The organism is Mesorhizobium sp. BR1-1-15, from assembly GCF_020165475.1.
In the GTDB taxonomy this organism is placed as follows: domain Bacteria; phylum Pseudomonadota; class Alphaproteobacteria; order Rhizobiales; family Rhizobiaceae; genus Mesorhizobium.
Genome location: NZ_JAIUIF010000002.1, coordinates 133,878 through 153,894, shown reverse-complemented (window position 1 = coordinate 153,894; position 20,017 = coordinate 133,878). Strand labels below are relative to the sequence as shown.

The 20,017-nt window shown below is 63.7% G+C and carries 17 protein-coding genes; 4 read left to right on the top strand and 13 right to left on the bottom strand.

The window, feature by feature from the left end; all coding sequences use genetic code 11:
• Positions 1–172: 172 nt before the first annotated feature.
• The 7 genes from LB541_RS04415 to LB541_RS04385 all read right to left on the bottom strand — a co-directional run bounded on the left by LB541_RS04415 (position 173) and on the right by LB541_RS04385 (position 7,569).
• Positions 173–1,345: an iron-containing alcohol dehydrogenase gene (locus LB541_RS04415; protein ID WP_224617947.1), complete on the bottom strand. Its 1,173-nt coding sequence runs from the start codon at positions 1,343–1,345 to the stop codon at positions 173–175.
• Positions 1,346–1,362: 17 nt separating this feature from the next.
• A complete protein-coding gene (locus tag LB541_RS04410; protein ID WP_140556532.1) occupies positions 1,363–2,748 on the bottom strand; it encodes an aldehyde dehydrogenase family protein in 1,386 nt (461 codons plus the stop codon).
• Positions 2,749–2,778: 30 nt separating this feature from the next.
• On the bottom strand, positions 2,779–3,195 hold the full coding sequence (locus LB541_RS04405; RefSeq protein ID WP_140522425.1) for a type II toxin-antitoxin system VapC family toxin: 417 nt from the start codon (positions 3,193–3,195) through the stop codon (positions 2,779–2,781).
• Positions 3,192–3,644 carry a hypothetical protein gene (locus LB541_RS04400; protein WP_140896412.1) on the bottom strand — a complete coding sequence of 151 codons (453 nt, stop codon included), beginning with the start codon at positions 3,642–3,644 and terminating at the stop codon, positions 3,192–3,194. Before LB541_RS04400 ends, LB541_RS04405 begins: the two co-directional genes overlap by 4 nt.
• Positions 3,645–3,704: 60 nt before the next feature.
• A complete protein-coding gene (locus LB541_RS04395; RefSeq protein WP_140496308.1) occupies positions 3,705–5,075 on the bottom strand; it encodes a glutamine synthetase family protein in 1,371 nt (456 codons plus the stop codon).
• Positions 5,076–5,174: 99 nt separating this feature from the next.
• Positions 5,175–6,731, bottom strand: a complete 1,557-nt coding sequence (locus LB541_RS04390; protein WP_140584313.1) for an amino acid permease — start codon at positions 6,729–6,731, stop codon at positions 5,175–5,177.
• Between the two features lie 19 nt (positions 6,732–6,750).
• Positions 6,751–7,569, bottom strand: coding sequence for an N-formylglutamate amidohydrolase (locus tag LB541_RS04385; RefSeq protein WP_224617946.1), 819 nt, complete (start codon positions 7,567–7,569; stop codon positions 6,751–6,753).
• Positions 7,570–7,712: 143 nt separating this feature from the next.
• On the opposite strand from LB541_RS04385, the gene LB541_RS04380 reads away from it, so the two are divergent.
• From LB541_RS04380 to LB541_RS04370, 3 genes are all read left to right on the top strand, one after another.
• On the top strand, positions 7,713–8,537 hold the full coding sequence (locus LB541_RS04380; protein WP_140496311.1) for a MurR/RpiR family transcriptional regulator: 825 nt from the start codon (positions 7,713–7,715) through the stop codon (positions 8,535–8,537).
• 279 nt (positions 8,538–8,816) lie between these two features.
• Entirely contained in the window at positions 8,817–9,971 is a 1,155-nt protein-coding gene (locus tag LB541_RS04375) for an efflux RND transporter periplasmic adaptor subunit (protein ID WP_224617945.1), read from the top strand.
• The gene (locus tag LB541_RS04370) at positions 9,968–13,099 is read left to right on the top strand and encodes an efflux RND transporter permease subunit (RefSeq protein ID WP_224617940.1); all 3,132 of its coding nucleotides are present in this window, start codon (positions 9,968–9,970) and stop codon (positions 13,097–13,099) included. Before LB541_RS04375 ends, LB541_RS04370 begins: the two co-directional genes overlap by 4 nt.
• A gap of 55 nt (positions 13,100–13,154) precedes the next feature.
• Here LB541_RS04370 and LB541_RS04365 read toward each other — a convergent pair whose 3' ends face one another.
• From LB541_RS04365 to LB541_RS04340, 6 genes are all read right to left on the bottom strand, one after another.
• Positions 13,155–13,562: a GtrA family protein gene (locus LB541_RS04365; RefSeq protein WP_140556527.1), complete on the bottom strand. Its 408-nt coding sequence runs from the start codon at positions 13,560–13,562 to the stop codon at positions 13,155–13,157.
• On the bottom strand, positions 13,559–14,380 hold the full coding sequence (locus LB541_RS04360) for a ChbG/HpnK family deacetylase (RefSeq protein ID WP_140671422.1): 822 nt from the start codon (positions 14,378–14,380) through the stop codon (positions 13,559–13,561). The genes LB541_RS04365 and LB541_RS04360 overlap by 4 nt, the downstream gene beginning before the upstream one ends.
• Entirely contained in the window at positions 14,377–15,363 is a 987-nt protein-coding gene (locus tag LB541_RS04355; RefSeq protein ID WP_140816746.1) for a glycosyltransferase family 2 protein, read from the bottom strand. The genes LB541_RS04360 and LB541_RS04355 overlap by 4 nt, the downstream gene beginning before the upstream one ends.
• Entirely contained in the window at positions 15,356–16,522 is a 1,167-nt protein-coding gene (locus LB541_RS04350; RefSeq protein WP_140496317.1) for a glycosyltransferase family 87 protein, read from the bottom strand. The genes LB541_RS04355 and LB541_RS04350 overlap by 8 nt, the downstream gene beginning before the upstream one ends.
• Positions 16,523–16,750: 228 nt before the next feature.
• The gene (locus tag LB541_RS04345; RefSeq protein ID WP_140556519.1) at positions 16,751–17,788 is read right to left on the bottom strand and encodes a zinc-binding dehydrogenase; all 1,038 of its coding nucleotides are present in this window, start codon (positions 17,786–17,788) and stop codon (positions 16,751–16,753) included.
• A gap of 50 nt (positions 17,789–17,838) precedes the next feature.
• Positions 17,839–19,077, bottom strand: a complete 1,239-nt coding sequence (locus tag LB541_RS04340) for an acyl-CoA dehydrogenase family protein (protein ID WP_140496319.1) — start codon at positions 19,075–19,077, stop codon at positions 17,839–17,841.
• A gap of 120 nt (positions 19,078–19,197) precedes the next feature.
• On the opposite strand from LB541_RS04340, the gene LB541_RS04335 reads away from it, so the two are divergent.
• On the top strand, positions 19,198–20,013 hold the full coding sequence (locus tag LB541_RS04335; protein ID WP_140566161.1) for an SDR family oxidoreductase: 816 nt from the start codon (positions 19,198–19,200) through the stop codon (positions 20,011–20,013).
• Positions 20,014–20,017: the final 4 nt, after the last annotated feature.

Below are 20,017 nucleotides of genomic sequence, written 5' to 3'. Positions count from 1 at the left end.
ATGAAAGCTTTATGAAACCCCACCGCTGGCAGCACGAAAGTTAACTCCTTTTAATCGACTGTAGCAATTAGCCACCACTTAATTTTCCGGCTAATTACTTTTGCCTTGCACTTCACCCCTTTCCCCTTGGTTGCCCCTGATTTTCCAGATCAACTTTACCCTGAAAGCGGTATCACACCGTCCCGGCGATTGCGTTTTCGAGCAGCGTCAGCGCTGCTTTCTTGGTCAGCTTGACCGGGTTGCCGCCGGCTGTCGGATCGACCACCGCCATATCGGCGATCAAGGCCTTGCGCTTCTTGTCCATGTCGAGCCCCTTGATCAGGCCTGGCAGCGCATGCGGCACCTTCAATTCCTTGCGAAGCTTGATGACAGCCTTGGCGAAGCCGTCGAAGCCGCCTCTTATGCCGCAATAGGCGGTGAGCCGCGCGATGCGGTCCTCGATCGCCTCGCGATTGAAGGCGAGCACATAGGGCATGAAAACCGCATTGGTCATGCCGTGATGGGTGTCGTAGAGCGCCCCGATGGGATGCGACAGCGAATGGATCGCCCCCAGCCCCTTCTGGAAGGCTGCCGCGCCCATCGCCGCGGCGCTCATCATGTTGGCGCGGGCGACCAGATCCCTGCCGTTGGCATAGGCCTTTGGCAGGTTCTCGAAGACAAGCCTGATGCCTTCCACGGCGATGCCGTCGGCCATCGGATGGTAGCCCGGCGCGCAATAAGCCTCGAGGCAATGGGCCAGCGCGTCCATGCCGGTGCCGGCGGTGATGAAGCCCGGCATGCCGACCGACAGCTCCGGATCGGCAATGACGATCGCCGGCAGCAGCTTCGGATGGAAGATGACCTTCTTGGTGTGGGTCGCCTCATTGGTGATGACGCCGGCGCGGCCGACTTCGGAGCCGGTGCCGGCGGTGGTCGGCACCGCTATGATCGGCGCGATCGCGTCCGAGTTGGCGCGTGTCCACCAGTCGCCGATGTCCTCGAAATCCCAGACCGGCCGCGTCTGTCCCGCCTGGAAGGCGATCAGCTTGCCAAGGTCGAGCGCCGAGCCGCCGCCGAAGGCAATGACGCCGTCATGCTTGCCCTTCTTGAACACCGCGATGCCGGCGGTGAGATTGGACTCGACCGGATTCGGCTTCACTTCGGAGAAAACGCCGTAGGGCACTTTTGCGTCATCGAGGATTTTCAGCGTCGAAGCGACGACCGGCAGTTTCGCCAGCCCCGGATCGGTGACGAAGAGCGGCCGCTTGATGCCGGTGGCGGCGAGCACCTCGGGCAATTCCTTGATGCGCCCGGCGCCGAAGCGAACGGTGGTGGGGTAGTTCCATTTGGAGATCAGCTTGGACATGTTTGTCTTTCAAAAAATCAGATGGCTTCGCGCAGGTGGAAGGATTTCGGCCGGGTCAGGTTGTCGTAGCCGATGGCGGACAAGCCGGCCCCCTTGCCGGTGTCCTTGACGCCGGTCCAGACCAGCGCCGGGTCGAGGTAGTCGCAGCGGTTCATGAACACCGTGCCGGTCTCGACGCGGTCGCCGATCGCCACCGCATGCTCGGTGTCGCGCGTCCAGATCGAGGCGGTCAGGCCGTAGGGGCTGTCGTTCATCAGCGCGATCGCCTCCTCGTCGTTGCGCACCTTCATGATGCCGACGATCGGGCCAAAACTTTCCTCGCGCATGACGCTCATCTGGTGGTCGACGTCGGTCAGTACTTCCGGCGCCAGATAGGGCGAGCCGGCCTTGTCTTGAGCCACCTTCATGTTGATATGCGCCTTGGCGCCCTTGCGCAGCGCCTCGGCCTTCTGCTCGCGGATCAAGTCGGCGAAACGGGCCTGCGCCATCGGCCCCATCGTCGTCGCCTGTTCGAGCGGGTTGCCGACGACATAGTGTTTCGTCTCGGCGATGAAGCCTGCGACGAATTCGTCATAGACCTTCTCATGCACATAGACGCGCTCGATGCCGCAGCAGCACTGGCCGGAATTGTAGAAGGCGCCATCGACCAGATTGGCGACTGCATGGTCAATCTTGGCGTCGGGCAGCACATAGGCAGGATCCTTGCCGCCAAGCTCCAACCCGAGCGTCATGAAGGTGCCGGCCGCTGCCTTTTCGATGGCGCGGCCGCCGGCGACCGAGCCGGTGAAATTGACGTGGTCGATCTTGCCCGAGCCAAGCAATTTTTCTGTCTGCGCGTGGTTCAGCACGATGTTCTGGAACACGCCCTTGGGCAGGCCGGCTTTGTCGAAAGCCTGTTGGAAACGCTCGCCGACAAGCAGCGTCTGCGCGGCGTGTTTGAGGATGACGGTGTTGCCGGCCATCAGCGCCGGCACGATCGTGTTGACCGCGGTGAGGTAAGGATAGTTCCACGGCGCGATCACCATGACCACGCCGAGCGGATCCTTCTTCACATAGCGGCGGAACCCGTCCTTCGGATTGGAAGCCGGGACCGATTTCAGCGCCGCCTCGGCGATCTCGACCATATAGCTGGTGCGTTCCTTGACGCCGCCGAACTCGCCGCCATAGCGCACCGGACGCCCCATCTGCCAGGCAATCTCCGGCACGATTTCGTCGGTCATGGCGACCAGCGTTTCGAGCATCGCCAGCATGTACTTGCCGCGCTCGACGATCGGCGTCCCGGCCCACTTCTCCTGCGCCGCTTTGGCGCGCTCGACAGCGGCATTGACCGCCTGGTCAGTGGCGATCGGACGCTCGGCATAGACCGAACCATCGATAGGGGATTTGAGTTTCACGATTTCCAAGAAGATGTCTCCATATCGAAAGGCAAAGCGTCAGCAGGCAAGGGCGCGAACATGCCCCGCTCTCGCATAATCCAGTATCGACTGATCGCGCGTCACGAGCGTCAGATCGAACGCCCGTGCCGTCGCGATCAATATTCTATCTGCCGGATCGCCGTGAAGCGATCCGGGCAAGAAGGACGATTCAATCAATAAGCCCGGCGAAAGAGCCTCTACCTTGATGCCTGGCGTGGCGATCACTTCCCCAAAAATGCTTGTTGGCGACTTTGCTGCCGCCAATCGGCCGTTGGCGCTCAGCAGGCCCAATTCCCAGGCCGATATGGGGGAAACCCGGATCTTCTCGTCAACAGCCGCGGCGGTATTGATCGCAGTCTTGGCTTCCGGCCTGATCGGCTCGTTCAGCGCTATCCATATGATCGCGCACGTGTCGAGCAGCAGCCTATGCGTCACGGCTGCACATCAGGCTCAAAAGCCGGCTTAGTGTAATCATGCCCTGGGCAAAGCGTAACCTTGCCTGTCCATATGCCGAAAAGCGGATGGTCGATATTTTCCCGTGGAAGTTCGTAGCTGGCCTGCGCTGGCTCCGCCATTCCCGGAGGAGTCTTGTCCATGGTAGCCATGTTCGGCTTTCGATAGCCCTCGGGCCATCCCTCCAGTTTAAAATCCACGCGTTCGTTCGCAAGGTCGACATGGGACGCCCGATAGTTTGCGCGCAACCAGGCGCGCGCCTGGCTGTGCCCGCTCGGGCTGTTCGCCCACCATTCCTGCCGCTGTCGCGCCGACGGTGGCAAGCGGCCGCCTATTACTTGCTCGATCTCCGCGAAGCTCATGGACATACGGCCTTGGCCCGAGAACAGAAGATGCTCGAAAAGCGGATGGTATTTGGTTCCGTCGGTCATTGTACAAATTTAGTCCAATCCGCGTTTCCGATCAAGGTAAAGATAGTAATATACTATCTTCTAGTATCGCTCGAACCCACGATGCAGTTCCCAATCCGTAATGCGGCGGTCGTATTCGAACTGCTCCCATTTAGCGGTGTGGACGTAGTGTTCGAGCACGTCCTCGCCGAGCGCCTGTTTCAGCATCTTGGACTTGGCCAGCGTGTCGGTGGCGTCGCGCAGCGTCTTCGGGATCTCCGGCAGGCGCGAGGCCTGATAGGCGTCGCCGACGAAGGGCTTCTGCAGCTCCAGCTTCTCGTCGATGCCGGCAAGGCCGGCGGCGATCAACGCCGCGAAGGCGAGATAGGGGTTCAAGTCGGCGCCGCCGATGCGGCACTCCATGCGGATGCCCTTGGTGCCCTCGCCGCACAGGCGGAAGCCGGCGGTGCGGTTATCTTCGCTCCACATGATCTTGGTCGGCGCGAACGTGCCGGCCTGGAAGCGCTTGTAGGAATTGATGTAGGGCGCCAGGAACCAGGTGAACTCCTTGGCGTATTTGAGTTGACCCGCCGCCCACTGCTGGCCGAGGCTCGATAGCGTCCAGTCGGCTTGTCTGTCGAAGAAAAGCGGCGTCTTGCCGTCGGCGCTCCAGAGCGAATTGTGGATGTGGCTGGAATTGCCGGCGAGCCCGTAATTGTACTTGGCCATGAAGGAAATCGCCTTGCCTTCGGATTCGGCGATCTCCTTGGCGCCATTCTTCAGGATGACGTGGCGATCGGCCATGTCGAGGGCCTCGGCATAGCGCACATTGATCTCTTCCTGACCCGGCCCCCACTCGCCCTTCGAGTTCTCGATCGGGATGCCTGCCGCTTCCATTTCGTTGCGAAGCCGTCGCATGACGCCTTCTTCCTTGGTGGTGATGCCGATCTGATAGTCGCCGATATAGGGCGAGGCGGTGTCGAGGCCCTGCCAGTGCTTCTTGCGGGCGGAATCGTAGGTCTCGCTGAAGAGGTAGAATTCGAGTTCGGAGGCGAAATAGCCGATATAGCCCCGCTCCGTCAGCCGCTTGACCTGCTTCTTCAGGATGGCGCGCGGGGAATGCGGCAGGTCGTCATGGGTGTGGTGATCGAGCACGTCGCAGATCACGAGCGCCGTCTTTTCCAGCCACGGAATGCGCCGCAGCGTCGCGAGGTCGGGCTTCATGACGAAATCGCCATAGCCCTTCGACCAGCTTGCCGCCTTGTAGCCGGGCACCGGCTCCATATCGATGTCGGCGGCCAGGAGATAGTTGCAGCCATGCGTCTCGTCATGCGCGGAATCCACGAAGTACTGGGCCAGGAACCGTTTTCCCGCCAGCCGTCCCTGCATATCGACGATGCAGGCCAGCACCGTGTCGATCTCCCCGCCGGAAACCGCTTTCTTCAACTGATCGAACGAGAAATTTCCGGCCATTCCTTTGGCGCTCCAGTGCTTGTCATTTTGGGCTTGTCGATTTCGAAGGGTCGAAGCCATGGCCGGCGATGCGCCGGCCATGGCTGTGAGATGCTGGCCTCAGTGGCCGGTTTCGCCGACGGCCTGCTCAGCCGCCTTGATCGCCGCTTGGCGCGCCGCGATGATGTCGCCGAGCGGCGGACCCTGGAAGCGGTTGCGCTCGAAGGCAAACCAGACGATCGCGGTCAGGATGAAGAAGCCGACGGTGATGTAGAGCGCCCAGTCGTTCGGCGGCTGGATGCCAATGACGAAGATCAGGATCATCGACACGATCGAGAGGAAGGCAAACAGCATGAACACGCCGCGCCCCATGTTCCACGGTCCCATCTTGTCCCATTTGGGCGTGCCCCAGGCCAGCATGCCGAGCACGATCGGCACGGTGAAGGACAGGAACAGGAAGATGACGGTGCAGGACACCACGATGGTGTAGGCCGAGGTGCCGGCGACCGAAACCAGCGTCGAACCCCAGACGAACAGCACCGACAGGATCGATGCCGTCCAGATCGCCGCCACCGGCGTGCGGTAGGTCGGACTGACCTTGGCCAGTGCCGACGAACCCGGCAGGCCGCCGTCACGCGAGAAGGCGAAGATCATGCGCGAGGCTGAGGTGACGGTGGCGAGGCCGCACAGCAGCTGAGCGATGAACACGACGAGATAGACGAACTCCTTGAGGCCAGGGCTGACGCGCTGGTCGAAGGCCCAGAAGAACACGTTCCAGCCTTGCTTGGCGGCATCGTCCATGTTCGGGATCATCAGCACGAACGCGGCCAGGAACAGATAGCCGAACACGGCCGACCAGATCACCGACATGACCATGGCGCGCGGCACCGAGCTGGCCGCCTTGATGGTCTCCTCGGACGTATGCGCCGAGGCGTCGTAACCGGTGATGGTGTAGATCGGCAGCAGGAGGCCGAGCGCGAACACCCAGGCATTCGAAACCGACGGCCAGACGCCGCCTCCGGCATCGCCGGAGTAGTTATGGAAGGTAAACAGCCGGCTGAAATCCCAGGTTTCGGCGGAGAGCAGGCAGACCACCGCGATCAGGATCGAGCCGAAGAAGATGAGATAGCCCGAGAAGTCGGTGAGCTTGGCCGTCAGCTTGATGCCGAGATGGTTGATCAGCGCCTGGGCGCCGGTGATGATGACCAGAAAGATCATCTGGTTGGTCAGCGTGCCTTCGATGCCGAGCGCCGGTCCGAAGGCGCCGATGAAGAACGTCCAGGTGCCGACATTGATGGCGCCGAGCACGGTGATCAGGCCGAGCAGGTTGAGCCAGGCCGTGACCCAGCCGGTGCCGCGGTTGCCCAGGATCGAGCCCCAATGATAGAGCCCGCCGGCCGTCGGATAGGCCGAGCTGATCTGCGACATGGCGACGGCGAACGTCAACGAGACGAAGCAGCCGACCAGCCAGCCGATGCCGATGCCGATGCCGCCGGCGCCCGACGTTGCCTGCGCCAGCGAATTGATGCCGCCCGACAGGATGCAGATGATGGAGAAGGAAACGGCGAAATTCGAAAAGCGGCTGAGGCGCCGCTCCAGTTCCTGGGCGTAGCCCATGCTGTGGAGGACCTTGACGTCCTCCGCCTTGTCAACTTCGGTATATCCAGGTGCTGCCATTTTTAGTCCCCTTGCGTTCTCAGCTAGCCGATTGAACTGACTTTCCCACTGCGTGTTCCCTGGCGCCCCTGGTCTCCTCGGGCTCTAGATCCGAAAAGATGCCTGTGAGCAAATCCGCCCATTTCCGCTGCCCGGTCTCGCCGGAGATTTCATCGTTGCGGATTTCGATCATCGCGCAGGGCAGCCCGCGCGGGCGCGCATGGCGTTCCAGCGTGAAATAGACGCGGTCGGCCGGCGAATAGGGTTCGTTGACGCCGACGGTAATGCCGGCAAGGTGCCGCAGCGCCGATATCAGCGGCGCCGCCAGCCGGCGGTCGTCATCGTGGATGATGCCGATATGCCAGGGCCGGTCTCGGCCTTTGTAGACCGGCGTGAAGGAATGCACCGATACCAGCCGCGTCTCCTGGCCGCGCGCCAGCCTGTCTTCGACAATATGCTCGATGGCGTTATGAAACGGCTGCCAGGACAGGGCGACCCGCGCCGCGCGCTGCTTTTCCGACAGGCCGGTGTTGCCCGGTATGGCTGTGGTTTCGCTGACCGGCGGCACCAGGTCCGGCGCGTCAAGCGGCCGGTTGCAGTCGATGACGAGACGCGAAATGCAGGTTTCGACCAGCGTCGCATCGAGCGCCTGCGCCATGCGCAGCGCAACGGGCAGCGCGCCCGGGTCCCAGGCGATGTGACGCGACAGGTCCTCGGCGGTGAGGCCGAGCGTGCCGAATTCGGCGGGCAGGAAATTGGAGGCGTGGTCGCAGGTGAGCACGAAGGGACTCGATCCGCCCGGGTTGGTCACCCTTACGGCATCAGGCGATGCAAGGCTGGCGGGCCGTGCTTTCTCCATAGTCTGCGGTCCCCGGGGAGCGCTGTATCGTATGTTACGTATTTTGCCTCATTGCGTCCCTATGGATGATTTCATACAGTTTGCCCGGCTTTGTCAAATGCGATTTGGGGAAAACACCGTCGGCCGGGCCATGGATGGGAAAGATGATTTCCAGTATTGCCGAATTGATCGCCGACCGCATCGGCACAATGCCGGCCGGCGAGCGGCGCGCGGCCCAGACGCTGATAGCGAGCTATCCGATGATCGGTCTGAAGACTGTCGCCGAATTCTCGTCCGCGGCCGGCGTGTCCTCGCCGACGATCCTGCGTTTCGTCGCCAGGCTCGGCTTCCAGAACTATCCGGAGTTCCAGTCGAGCCTGCAGGACGAACTGGCGGCGCAATTGCAGTCCCCTGCGACCCGCACGCTCAATCCGCCCTTGCCCGGCGGCACGGCGTCGCCGATGCTGGAGGCAACGCTCGACAATATGCGCGAGACGTTCCGGCACCTGTCCGACAAGCAGCTTGCCGACATCGCGTCCCGCCTCGCCGAGCGTCGCGGCAAGACATTCCTGATCGGCGGCCGCTTCACCGATCCGCTGGCGCGCTACATGGCCGCCCACCTCGCCATCATCCAGCCTGACGTCATTCACCTCGCCGGCCAGGAAAGCATGTGGCGCGACAGGCTGATCGATATGGGCAAGCGCGACGTGCTGGTCATTTTCGACATCAGGCGCTATCAGGACAGCCTCATCCGCTTCGCCGAGAAGGCGCATCAGCGTGGCGTGCAGATCGTGTTGTTCACCGACCAGTGGCTGTCGCCGATCGCCCGCTTCGCCCGTCACGTCATCGCCGGGCGAACCGCCGTGCCTTCGGCGTGGGACTCCTCGGCGGCGCTCTTCGTCGTCGCCGAAACGCTGATCGGCGCCGTCACAAGGCAACTCGAGGCCGACGGCGCCCGGCGCATCCGCGAGATGGAAGGCCTGCGTTGATGCAGCCCGGGATACGTCTGGAACGATTTCGGTCCGAAACTGGCGTCGGGGCGGCATAGCCAGCGTTGTAATCTCGAAAGCCCGGCTCGAAGTGAACTAAAAAATCAAAACGGCACGAACACCGGCAACGTTACGCATATTTAATGTGCGCGGACACTGAAGAATTGTCATAAAGGCACGATATCGGGGGCTTGCTTCTTGCCTTAGAATAGCCCCGCTGCGTCTGCTTATTTCGGGAAACCGGTGGACGGAAGGATTGTTTTGCCAACCGGAGTGCCGATGGCCGCCTGGAAACAGATACTTTTCGCCCTTGTGGTGCTGGTGGTGGCGGTTGCCGCCTGGCTGCGCTTTTTCCCGGGCGCGCCGGACGTGCTGGCGCGCTGGGGAATAGACTGGGCCTACGCGGCAACGCCTCCGGCTGAAACCGGCGCCGGCACGAAATCCGCTGGCGGCGAGCGAGCCCGTCAGGTCAACGTCGTCGTCGTGCCCGCTATTTCCGCGACGATAAACGATCGGCTCCAGGCCATCGGCACCGGCCGCGCCAATGCGTCGGTGACGGTCAACCCCTACTCCTCCGGCCGTCTCGCCGAATTGCTGGTTTCGTCCGGCACCCATGTCGACAAGGGACAGGTCATCGCGACCCTTGATTCCGAAACCGAAGTGATCGCCCAGGACCGTGCCCGGCTCGCGCTTCAGGACGCACAGGCCAAGCTCGACCGGGTCAGGTCGCTGCGCGCCTCCAATGCGGCGACACCGGTCGCCGTCGTCGATGCCGAAGTGGTGCTGGCCGGTGCCAAGCTGGCGCTACAGGATGCGGAACTCGCCCTGCACCGCCGGTCTGTTCTCGCCCCGATCTCCGGCACGGTCGGGATCCTGCCGATCTCCGCCGGTAATTATGTGACCAACCAGTCGGCGATCGCGACGCTCGACGACCGTTCCTCGATCCTTGTCGATTTCCTGGTGCCGGAACGCTTCGCGGCCGCCGTCAAGATCGGCGCGCAATTGTCGGCGACGCCGATCGCCAATCCCGGCAACAGCTATACCGGCACGGTTTCGGCCATCGACAACCACATCGACGAGAACAGCCGTACGCTTCTGGTCAAGGCGACGATCGCCAACCCGGCCGATTCGCTGCGCGCCGGCATGTCGTTCGCCATCACCATGAAATTCCCCGGCGAGACCTATCCCGCCGTCAGCCCGCTGGCGATCCTGTGGGGCTCGGAGGGCGCTTACGTCTGGGCGGTCGAGAACGGCAAGGCCAAGCGGGTGCCGGTGCGCATCATCCAGCGCAACACCGAAACCGTGTTGATCGACGCGGAGCTGGACAGTGGCGACATGGTGGTGACCGAAGGCACCCAGAGCGTCAGCGAGGGCGGCGAAGTCCGCATCGCCCGCGGAGAGCAGCGCGCCGCGAACGCGGCCGAAGGCTCATGACCGGAGCCGTCAACGCCGCCAGCGAGACTGGCTTTACCGCCCTGTTCATCCGCAGGCCGGTCATGGCCTTGGTGCTGAATGTCCTCATCGCGGTCGCCGGCCTCGCCGCCTTCTATGGCGTCGAGATCCGCGAGCTGCCTGATGTCGACCGCGCCGTCGTCACCGTTTCCACGACTTTCGAAGGCGCGGCGGCCGAAACGGTCGATCGCGAACTGACCGACACGATCGAGGGAGCTGTTGCCCGCGTTTCTGGCGTCAAGTCGATCTCCTCGACCTCCTCCTTCGGCTCGAGCCGCGTCACCATCGAATTCAACGACGGCGTCGATCTCAATGTCGGGGCCTCGGATGTGCGGGATGCCGTCGGCCGCGTCGCCAACCAGATGCCGGAAACGGCCGATCCGCCGCGCATCGTCAAGGCCGACGCCAACTCCGACCCCGTGATGCGCCTGGCCGTCACCTCCGACACCATGTCGGTTCAGGACATGACCGTCGTGGTCCAGGACCAGATCGAGGACGAACTGGCTGCCGTTCCAGGCGTCGCGGACGTCCAGGTCTATGGCGACCGCGACAAGATCTTCCGCATCGACGTCGATCAGAACAAGCTCGCCAGCCTGGGCTTCACCGTCGCCGACCTCAGGACCGCCCTTGCCTCGGTCGCCTTCGATTCACCCGCCGGCTCGATCACCACCAGCAATCAGGACCTGATCGTTCGCACCACCGCCGATGTGACGACGCCGGAAGAATTTGAGAACATCATCATTGGCGGAACGACGCGCATCCGCGATGTCGCCACCGTCACGCTCGGCCCCGACATCGGCCAGACCACGTTGCGTTCGGACGGCAAGACCGGCATCGGCATCGGCATCATCCGCCAGGCGGAATCGAACACGCTGGACATCTCCACCGGCGTCAAGGCCGCGGTCGAGAAGTTGCAGGCAAACCTGCCGCGAGGCATGTCGATCAAGGTCACAAGCGACGACGCGGTGTTCGTCAACGGCGCCGTGCACGAGGTGGAGATCGCGCTCGCGCTTTCCGTCTCCATCGTTCTGGTCGTCATCTATGCCTTTCTTCTCGACTGGCGCGCCACGCTCATTCCGGGCCTGTCGATGCCCGTCGCCATGATCGGCACCATTGCGGCGATCTACCTCGCTGGTTTCTCGATCAACATCCTGACGCTGCTGGCCCTGGTGCTGGCGACGGGGCTTGTCGTCGATGACGCGATCGTCGTTTTGGAAAACATCGTGCGGCGGCGCAATCAAGGCATGGGGCCGCGTGCCGCCGCAGTGCTCGGCGCACAGGAAGTGTTCTTCGCCGTCATCGCCACCACGCTGACTCTGGTTGCCGTCTTCGTGCCGATCTCCTTCCTGCCGGGCCAGACCGGCGGCCTGTTCCGCGAATTCGGCTTCGTGCTCGCCATGTCGGTGCTGTTGTCCTGCGCGGTCGCGCTGACGCTTTGTCCCATGCTTGCCTCGCGCATGCTGTCCGGTGCCGCCCTCCACCGCGAGGGCAGCAACGGCGTCGGCGCGCGCATCGGCGGCGCGCTGAACGCGGCCTACCGGCGCAGCCTGCATGTCTGCCTCGACGCGCCGTGGATCGTGGTGCTGGTGGCGTTGCTGTTTGCCGGCACCGCATTCGCGCTGTTCGGCACCATCCGCCAGGAATTGACGCCGACCGAGGATCGCGCGGTCGTGCTGCTTCGCATCAGCGCCCCGCAAGGCGTCAGCCTCGACTACACGACGCAGCAGATGCAGAAGATCGAAAAGCTGATCCAGCCGCTGCGTGATTCCGGCGAAATCGTCAGCACTTTCGAGAGCGCCGGCCAGAACGGCGCCTATAATTCAGGCTTCATGGTGATGACGCTGGCGCCCTGGGACGAGCGCAGCCGCAGCCAGCAGGAGATCATGGCCGAGATCAGCCAGCTCACCCGCCAGGTGCCCAGCGTGCGCATCTTCCCGGTGCAGCCCAACAGCCTCGGCATCCGTGACGCCGGCAACGGCCTGCAGTTCGCGCTGGTCGGCAACGACCGCAAGGCGCTCGGCGACTCGGCCGTCAAGATCATCGCCGAGATGCAGAAGGATCCGCGTTTCCAGACGCCACGCCTTTCCATCGACCCGACGCAACCGCAGCTTTCCGTTGCCGTCGACCGCGAGCGCGCCTCCGATCTCGGCATCGACATCACCGGGCTGGCCAATACCATGCAGGCCATGCTCGACGGCAACGATGTCGTCGATGTCTACATCGCCGACCGCAGCTACGGGGTGAAGCTGGTTTCGACCACCAACCCGATCAACGATCCGACGGACCTGGAGAACGTCTTCCTGAAGACGGCTGACGGCCGTTTCGTGCCGATGTCGACCATAGCCACGCTGACCGAGCGTGCCGTGCCGCCCTCGCTGTCGCGCGAGCAGCAGCAGCCGTCGGTGGCGATCACGTCCAACCTCGGCGGCGATTTCGCCCTCGGCTCGGCCCTTACGCGCGCCGAGGAGATCGCAACGCCGCTTCTGCCGCCGGGCAGCCGCATCGTGCCATTGGCCGAGGCGGCGACGCTGGGTGAGACAAACAGCGCCATGGTCACCATCTTCGGTTTTGCCCTGGTCATCATCCTGCTGGTGCTTGCCGCGCAATTCGAGAGCTTCGTCAGCGCCATCATCATCATGGCGACAGTGCCGCTCGGCCTCGCCTGCGCCATCTTCGCGCTTCTGCTCTCGGGCACCAGCCTCAACGCCTACAGCCAGATAGGTCTGGTGCTGCTGGTCGGCGTCATGGCCAAGAACGGCATCCTGATCGTCGAATTCGCAAACCAGCTGCGCGATCGCGGACTGGGCGTGCGCGAGGCGATCGAACAGGCCTCGACCATTCGCTTGCGCCCGGTGATGATGACAATGATCTGCACCGTGCTCGGCGGCGTGCCGCTGGTGCTGGCGGCGGGCGCCGGCGCCGAGGCCCGTATCGCGCTCGGCTGGGTGATCGTCGGCGGACTGGGGCTGGCCACCGTCTCGACGCTGTTCCTGACCCCCGTCGCCTATCTCTTGCTCGGCCGCTTCGTCACGCCGAAGACCCACGAGGAGGCGCGGCTGAAGCGCGAACTCGAGGAAGCCGCCTACACCGATGTGGAGCCGGCTGAATAGGGAAATTCCAGGAGACCGTGTAGCGGGTCCGGAATTTTCGTGGGGAAACAGCCTGCTATTTCAAGAGACGGCCCTCGATCGACCAGCGCGCGGCGAGGAAATTCAGCACCGCCGCCACAACCACCCCGCCGATCTTTGCCGGCCACACGCCGACGACGCCGGCGAACAGCGCGATCGCAAGGCTGGAGACACCAAGCGAAATCAGCGCGCCGAGCGAGGCGAAGCGAAGAAAGGCATGATGCAGCCGGATGGTCGGATCGCGCTCGAACGACCAGAAGCCGTTGGCCGCGAAGGAGAAGGTGACGGCAATGAACCAGGACGCAACGTTGGCGGGCAGCGGCGGCACGTGCAGCTTGAGCAGCAGAAAGAAACCGGCAAGGTCGATGGCCGTGTTCACCAGGCCGACAATGGCGAAGCGGATAATCTTGTTGCCGGTCGAACGCCGGGACTGATCGGCACTCATGCTGTGCCGTCCATGATGCCGACACGCGCGCGAGCCAGGTTTGCGCCGAAATGATCGGAGGCGAGAACCGCGAATTCGACTTCGCGCACATCTTGCATCGGGTCGCGTGCACGCAACGTCTCGTCGACATGCCCGGGATGGCACATGAACAGTCCCTCTTCCGGCAGGCTTTCAACGGCGGTTTGCAGGGCGGGCGCGAACTTTTCCGGCTGCCGCCAGTCATAGATGCCGGCGAGCGGCGCCCTCACGGTGAAGCCGGCGCGCCGCATGGATCGGTTGAAACCAGTTGCCAGGGCGGCGATCGCCGCAATTTTCGATGCCGCCGCTCCGCTGCCGGCCAGTGCCGGCGCGCCGCGCAGCCACGGTCTGCCGGCATCTCCGGCGAAACGCCCCCGCAGCCATTTGCGCACGACAGGCAGGAAATGCACATGCTGGTGGCCGTCGATGAAATCGGGCCGGCGCCCGAGCGCCTCGACGAAGCGGCCAAATTGGGCGTCGAGCTCGGCATGGACGTCGCAGGTCTCGATGCTGCCGCGCAGGATCGGCAATGCCAGCGAGCGGAGCGGCGGCAGCCGGCCTTCCGGTGCCAGGCTCGACGGGCCGGTCACGGCCGGCTGGTCCGTCAAGGTCAGATGCAGGCCGACGGCGACCCGGCCGCACAGCGGCTTGATTCGTTCCGCCTCCCCCGGCCATTCCGCGAAACCGGTCATGCAACCGGTGCCCGTAAGCCGCCCGCGATCGAGCAGGTCGAGGATCGCCGCCGAGACGCCGGGCGCCAGGCCGTAATCGTCGGCGATCAGGCGGATGCCGCGCATCATGCCCCGGGAACGCCCGGCGCCGACCTGGCGGGAACATCGCTGCGCACGATATCGCGCACGATGTAGACCGGGCGATCCTTGCTTTCGCTGAGGGTGACCCAGACATATTCACCGATCAGCCCGAGAAGTGTCAGGTTGAGGCCGCCGAGCAACACTACGGCGACCAGCAGGCTCGGATAGCCTGGAACGGCAATGCCATAGAACAGCACCTCGAAGAGCACTTTCGCGCCGTAGACCGCGCCGGCAAACGCCGCAAGCAGTCCGCTGAGGCTGATCAGGCGCAGCGGAATCACCGAAAAGGACGTAAACCCCTCTAACGAAAAGGCGATCAGGTTGAGCCGGCTCCATTTCGACTTGCCGCTGGCGCGGTTTTCCGGCGAATAGGATATGGCCTTCTGGCGGAAGCCGGCCCAGGCGAACAGGCCCTTGTTGAAGCGCCTTTTGTCGCGCAGGCTGGTCAATGCGCGCGCCACGGTGCCGCGCATGACGCGAAAGTCGCCTGCATTCTCGGGAATATCGAACCGCTGGCTGCTGTTGATCAGGCTGTAGAACAGTTTCGCCAACTGGCTGCGCCGCCAGCTTGCCCCGCGCCGGTCGTTCTGCGCGTAGACGACGTCGACGTCCGGATTCTCAGCCAGCTCGACGATCATCTTCAGGCTGGTCTCCAGGGAGTGCTGCAGATCCGCGTCCATGACAAGCACCATGTCGCCCCGCGAGTGGTCGAGGCCGGCGAGCACGGCGACCTCCTTGCCGAAATTGCGGCTGAGGCGCACGATTTCCCAGGATCCCGAAAGTGCCTGCGAAAACCGCCCGGCGCTATCGTCCCGGCTGCCGTCGTCGACCAGGATCTTGTGGACTTGCATGCCGAAGCGGCTCGACACCGCCGCCTCGAGCGCGTCGAGCAATGCCGCGAAAGCCGTCGCCGATTGCGCCTCGTTGAAGAACGGCGCCACGATATCGAGTCTCGGGGGCATCTCAGCCATGGGCGACAGGCTCCACATTCACCAATTTTTGTCGCGCCTTGGCCCAGAACCACCATATCAGGAAGCAGGCGATGAAAGTGACCGTGATCGGCCGAAACCAGGGATAGAGAAAGTCATGCATGTGGCGCTCGACACCGGTCAAACCTGTCAGGAATAAAGTCATGGACAGCACGCAGGCCAGGACGCCACCTTTTTCTTCGCGCCACAACAGGGCAATGGCAAGGCCGGCGGGTACCGCGATCATCGCATAGGTGTTGGGCTCGACGCGCGGGTTGAAGACGCACATGTAGAAGGCGGCCGCCAGGAAGATCGCGAGTCCGGCCGCTCCTTGTTCGAGCTTGCGGTCGAACCAGAGCACGATCGAGAGCGTCAGCAGGCCGATCACGACGCGCACCGCCGTGGCAGCCGAATCCGGAACGGGCAGCCCCATCTCGATAAAGGGCGCGGTGAAATCGGTAGGAACAAAATGGCTGGTCTTGTCGACGGCCATCGACGTCAGCATGCGGGCGAAATCGCCATACTGCTCGTTCAGGTAGCCGGCGGGAGCGAAAGCGTAGGGGATGGCGAGCACGAACAGCACCGCGAGCACCAGCACCGGTATCAGCCGCGGGCGCAACGCCCCCACCAACAGCAGCATGATGATCGCGGTCGGCTTGGCCGTTATAGCAAGCGAGGCCCAGAAAAAGGTCTCCGCACGCCGTCCTTCCAGTGCCGACAGGGTCAAGAGCCAGCAGGCGCCGGTCAGCAGGATTGTCGCCTGGCCGTTGCGAATGGCGCCCAGTGTCATCGGCAAAGCGAGAAAGAGGCCGAAGGAAAGCAGCCAGGTCTGCTCCTGTCCGCCCAGCTTGCGCACCTGCCGCGCCGCGGCAAGGGTGAGAACGGCGAAACCGAGGGCATGCCAGACCAGCCCGCCAAGATGCGGTCCCAGATTCAAGAACGGAATATAGAGCGCGGCGAAGGCGGGCGTGTAAAGGTATCCCATCTCGGACTCGAGGTCGTAGAGCGGCCGGCCGGCGAGAAACTCCACACTGCCATATCTGTAGGCGTGCAATACGGTGCGCGCATCGGGCGACCACAGGACCAGGCCAAGCACGACCGCGAATGCCCCGATCCACAGGCCAAGCCCCAGGCGGTCGAAAACCGGTTTGGAAATCCTCACCAAGCACCCCACACCAATCCGGAACAGGCCCGGTCCGGCACTGTCCCAGCGTTCATTGGCGGCGGCATATCACGGACAAAGCGGGGTGGCATAGGGGGATCGAACGGCGTGGCCGCCGATGACATTGAACGATCGCAGCCAACAAACCACCCTCTTTCCGGCCCTCGAAGGTTATAGCAGCTGTGCTCTCGATGAACCGGAATGCAGCTCAACCGCACACCCCCTGCTTTACGGCCGAATGAACACCTTGCCATTGGGCCTGGCCAGTTCCGCCGGCACGCGCGCCATCGCCTCGGCCAGCGGCACCACAGCCGTCACGTCGGTCGTCCAGCGCCCGTCGGAAAAGCGCTTCTGCGCCTCGAGGATCGCAGGACCGCGGCGATCCTTATGCTGCCGCATCCATTCGCTCAGCCAGAAGCCCTCTATGTGCTTGTGCTGGAAAATCAGCTGGCCGGGTTCGCGGATGATCGTGGCCTCGGGATCGAGCCGTCCATAGATGATCCAGCGCGAGCGCTTCGGCATGGCGTTGAAGATGGCCGAGGCCAGTGGCCCGGTCACCGCATCGAGAAAGATGCGCGGCTGTTCGGCCTTTATCACCTCGCGCAGCGAGGCTTCGAAATCGGGCGACTTCTCGTTGAGCACATGGGCGGCGCCGATTTCCTTCAGCAGCGCGATCTGCTCGTCGCGGCGCACGGTGACGATAGGCCGGAATCCTTCCTCACTGGCCAGCCCGATGATCAGCTTGCAGAGCTGGCTGGCGCCGGCGGTCATGATGAAGGCCCTTTCGCCTTCTCGGCTGACGATGTCGAACATGGCGAGCGCGGTAAGCGGATTGACGATCATGGCAGCCCCATCCTCGTCGCGCACGGTGTCGAGGAGCGGAATGCAGGCGGCGGCTTCGGCAACGGCATAGTCGGCCCATGAGCCCCAATTGGAGAGCCCGGTGGCGAAGGCAACGCGCTTGCCGACGAGGCTCTTGGGATAGGGCTCGTCGCCGCCGGCAACGACCACGCCGACGCCTTCGAAGCCGGCCGGCCGGCCCTTGAGCCGCGGCTGGCCGTACTGGCCCTTGATGAAGGCGACATCGGACGGATTGATCGACGCAAGGCTGACCTTGATCAGCACTTGCGTCGGCCCAGGTGCCGGCACTGCGATACTGCCTGGCTTGAGATAGGGCTCCATCGCCTCCAGCACGCTGCCGCTCGGCGCCCTGGTGTAGCCGTCGCCGACCAGGAGCAGGGCCTTCATTTCGGAGGGTATGGCCATTGGTGGCTGCTCCTTGGTTGTCGACGCAAGACGATGAGATGCCGGCCGGCTCAAACCTTTTCCTGCGTGTATTTCCTCAATTCAGCCCGCGCCACCTGGCGGCGATGCACGGCATCCGGCCCGTCGGCGAGGCGCAGCGTTCTGAGATGCGTCCACGAGCGCGCCAGCGGCGTGTCCTGGCTGATGCCTTGCGCGCCGAACATCTGCACCGCCTCGTCGGTGACCTTCAGAGCCATGCGTGGCGCGACCACCTTGATCTGACTGATCCAGGGCGCGGCGGCGCGCGCGTCGCCCTGGTCGATCATCCACGCCGCCTTGAGGCAGAGCAGGCGGGCCATCTCGATCTCCATCCGGCACTCGGCGATGATATCGAAATTGGCGCCGAGTTTCGCCAGTGGCTGGCCGAACGCTTCACGGCGGACCGAACGCTGGCACAGCAGCTCCAGCGCCATCTCGGCCTGGCCGATGGCCCGCATGCAGTGATGGATGCGGCCGGGGCCGAGGCGGCCTTGCGCGATCTCGAAACCCCTGCCCTCGCCGAGGATCAGGTTCGACGCCGGCACCAGCACATTGTCGAAGCGAAGATGCATGTGGCCGTGCGGCGCGTCGTCGTCGCCGTAGACCTGCATTGGACGCAGCTTGCTGACACCCTTGGTGTCCGCCGGCACGAGGATCATCGAATGCCGCCTGTGCTTCGGCTCTCCATCGGAGGTCTTCACCATGACGATATAGATGGCGCAGCGGGGATCGCCGGCACCAGAGGCCCACCATTTCTCGCCGTTCAGCACATAGCCGTCGCCGCGCCGTTCGCAGCGCATCGAAATGTTGGTGGCATCCGACGAGGCTACGTCCGGCTCGGTCATCAGATAGGCCGAGCGGATCTTTCCGTCGAGAAGCGGCTCCAGCCAGGCGTTCTTGTGCTCCGCCGAGCCGTAGCGCTCCAGCACCTCCATGTTGCCGGTGTCGGGCGCCGAGCAGTTGAAGGTCTCGGCGCCGAGATGCGCCTTGCCCATCTCCTCGGCCAGATAGGCGTATTCGACGGTGGAAAGACCGTAGCCGCGTTCCGAGCCGGTCAGCCAGAAATTCCAAAGGCCGCGCTCTCTTGCGGTCGTCTTCAGCCCTTCGAGGATCTCGGTCTGGCGCCGCGTGTATGTCCAGCGGTCGCCCGCCTTGCCGACTTCACCGAGGAATTCCTTGTCGAGCGGCATGATCTCGTCGCGCACCATGGCCGCGACGCGCGCGTGGATCGGCCTCAGCCGCTCCGTCATGCCGAGATTCATCTCCGTCATCGGTTGCTAACCCTTCATTCAGGCCGGGCATTTTGTCAGTGGCAAGGATGACCGTACTTCGGATAGCCTTGTCAACGCGAACGCTTTCCCCGATCCGCCGATGAAAGGCGCAGGAGTTCGATGAGCTATCTCGACGATCTTTTTTCGGTGGCCGGCAAGACCGCGCTGGTCACGGGCGCGGCGACCGGCATCGGCCGCATGGCGGCGACGGGCCTCGTCAAGGCCGGCGCAACGGTGATGATCGCCTCGCGCAAGGGCGAGGACTGCATCAAGGTCGCCGAGGAATTGAACGGGTTCGGCGCGCCGGGCCGGGCGGAAGGCTTTGCCGGAGACGTTTCCAGCGAGGCCGGCATTGCCGCCTTGGTCGGCGAGGTCAAGACGCGGGCCGAACGGCTGCATATCCTGGTCAACAATGCCGGCGTGTCCTGGGGAGCGCCGCTGGAGAGCTTCCCCTATCATGCCTGGGCCAAGGTGTTCGGCGTCAACGTCACCGCCGTCTTCCACGTGACCCGCGAACTGCTGCCGCTGCTCGAAGCCGCCGCCAGCGACGAGGATCCAGCCCGGGTGATCAATCTGGGCTCCGTGATGGGCACGCAGCCGCTGGCCGACGACGCCTACTCCTACACCGCCTCCAAAGCGGCCGTTCATCACCTGACGCGCACCCTGGCGCTGGAATTCGCCGGCCGCCGCATCACCGTCAACGCCTTTGCCCCTGGGCCCTTCCAGAGCCGGATGACGGCGTTTGCCACCGCCACTGAGGAACAGGCCAGGCATGTCGGCAGCCACGTTCCGATCGGCCGTATCGGCGCCCCGGATGACATTGCCGGCGCAACGCTCTATTTGTGCAGCCGTGCAGGCAGCTATGTCACCGGCGCCATCCTGCCGATTGACGGCGGACAGTCGGTGCAGCATGGGCTGACCCTGTTCAAGGAATGACATG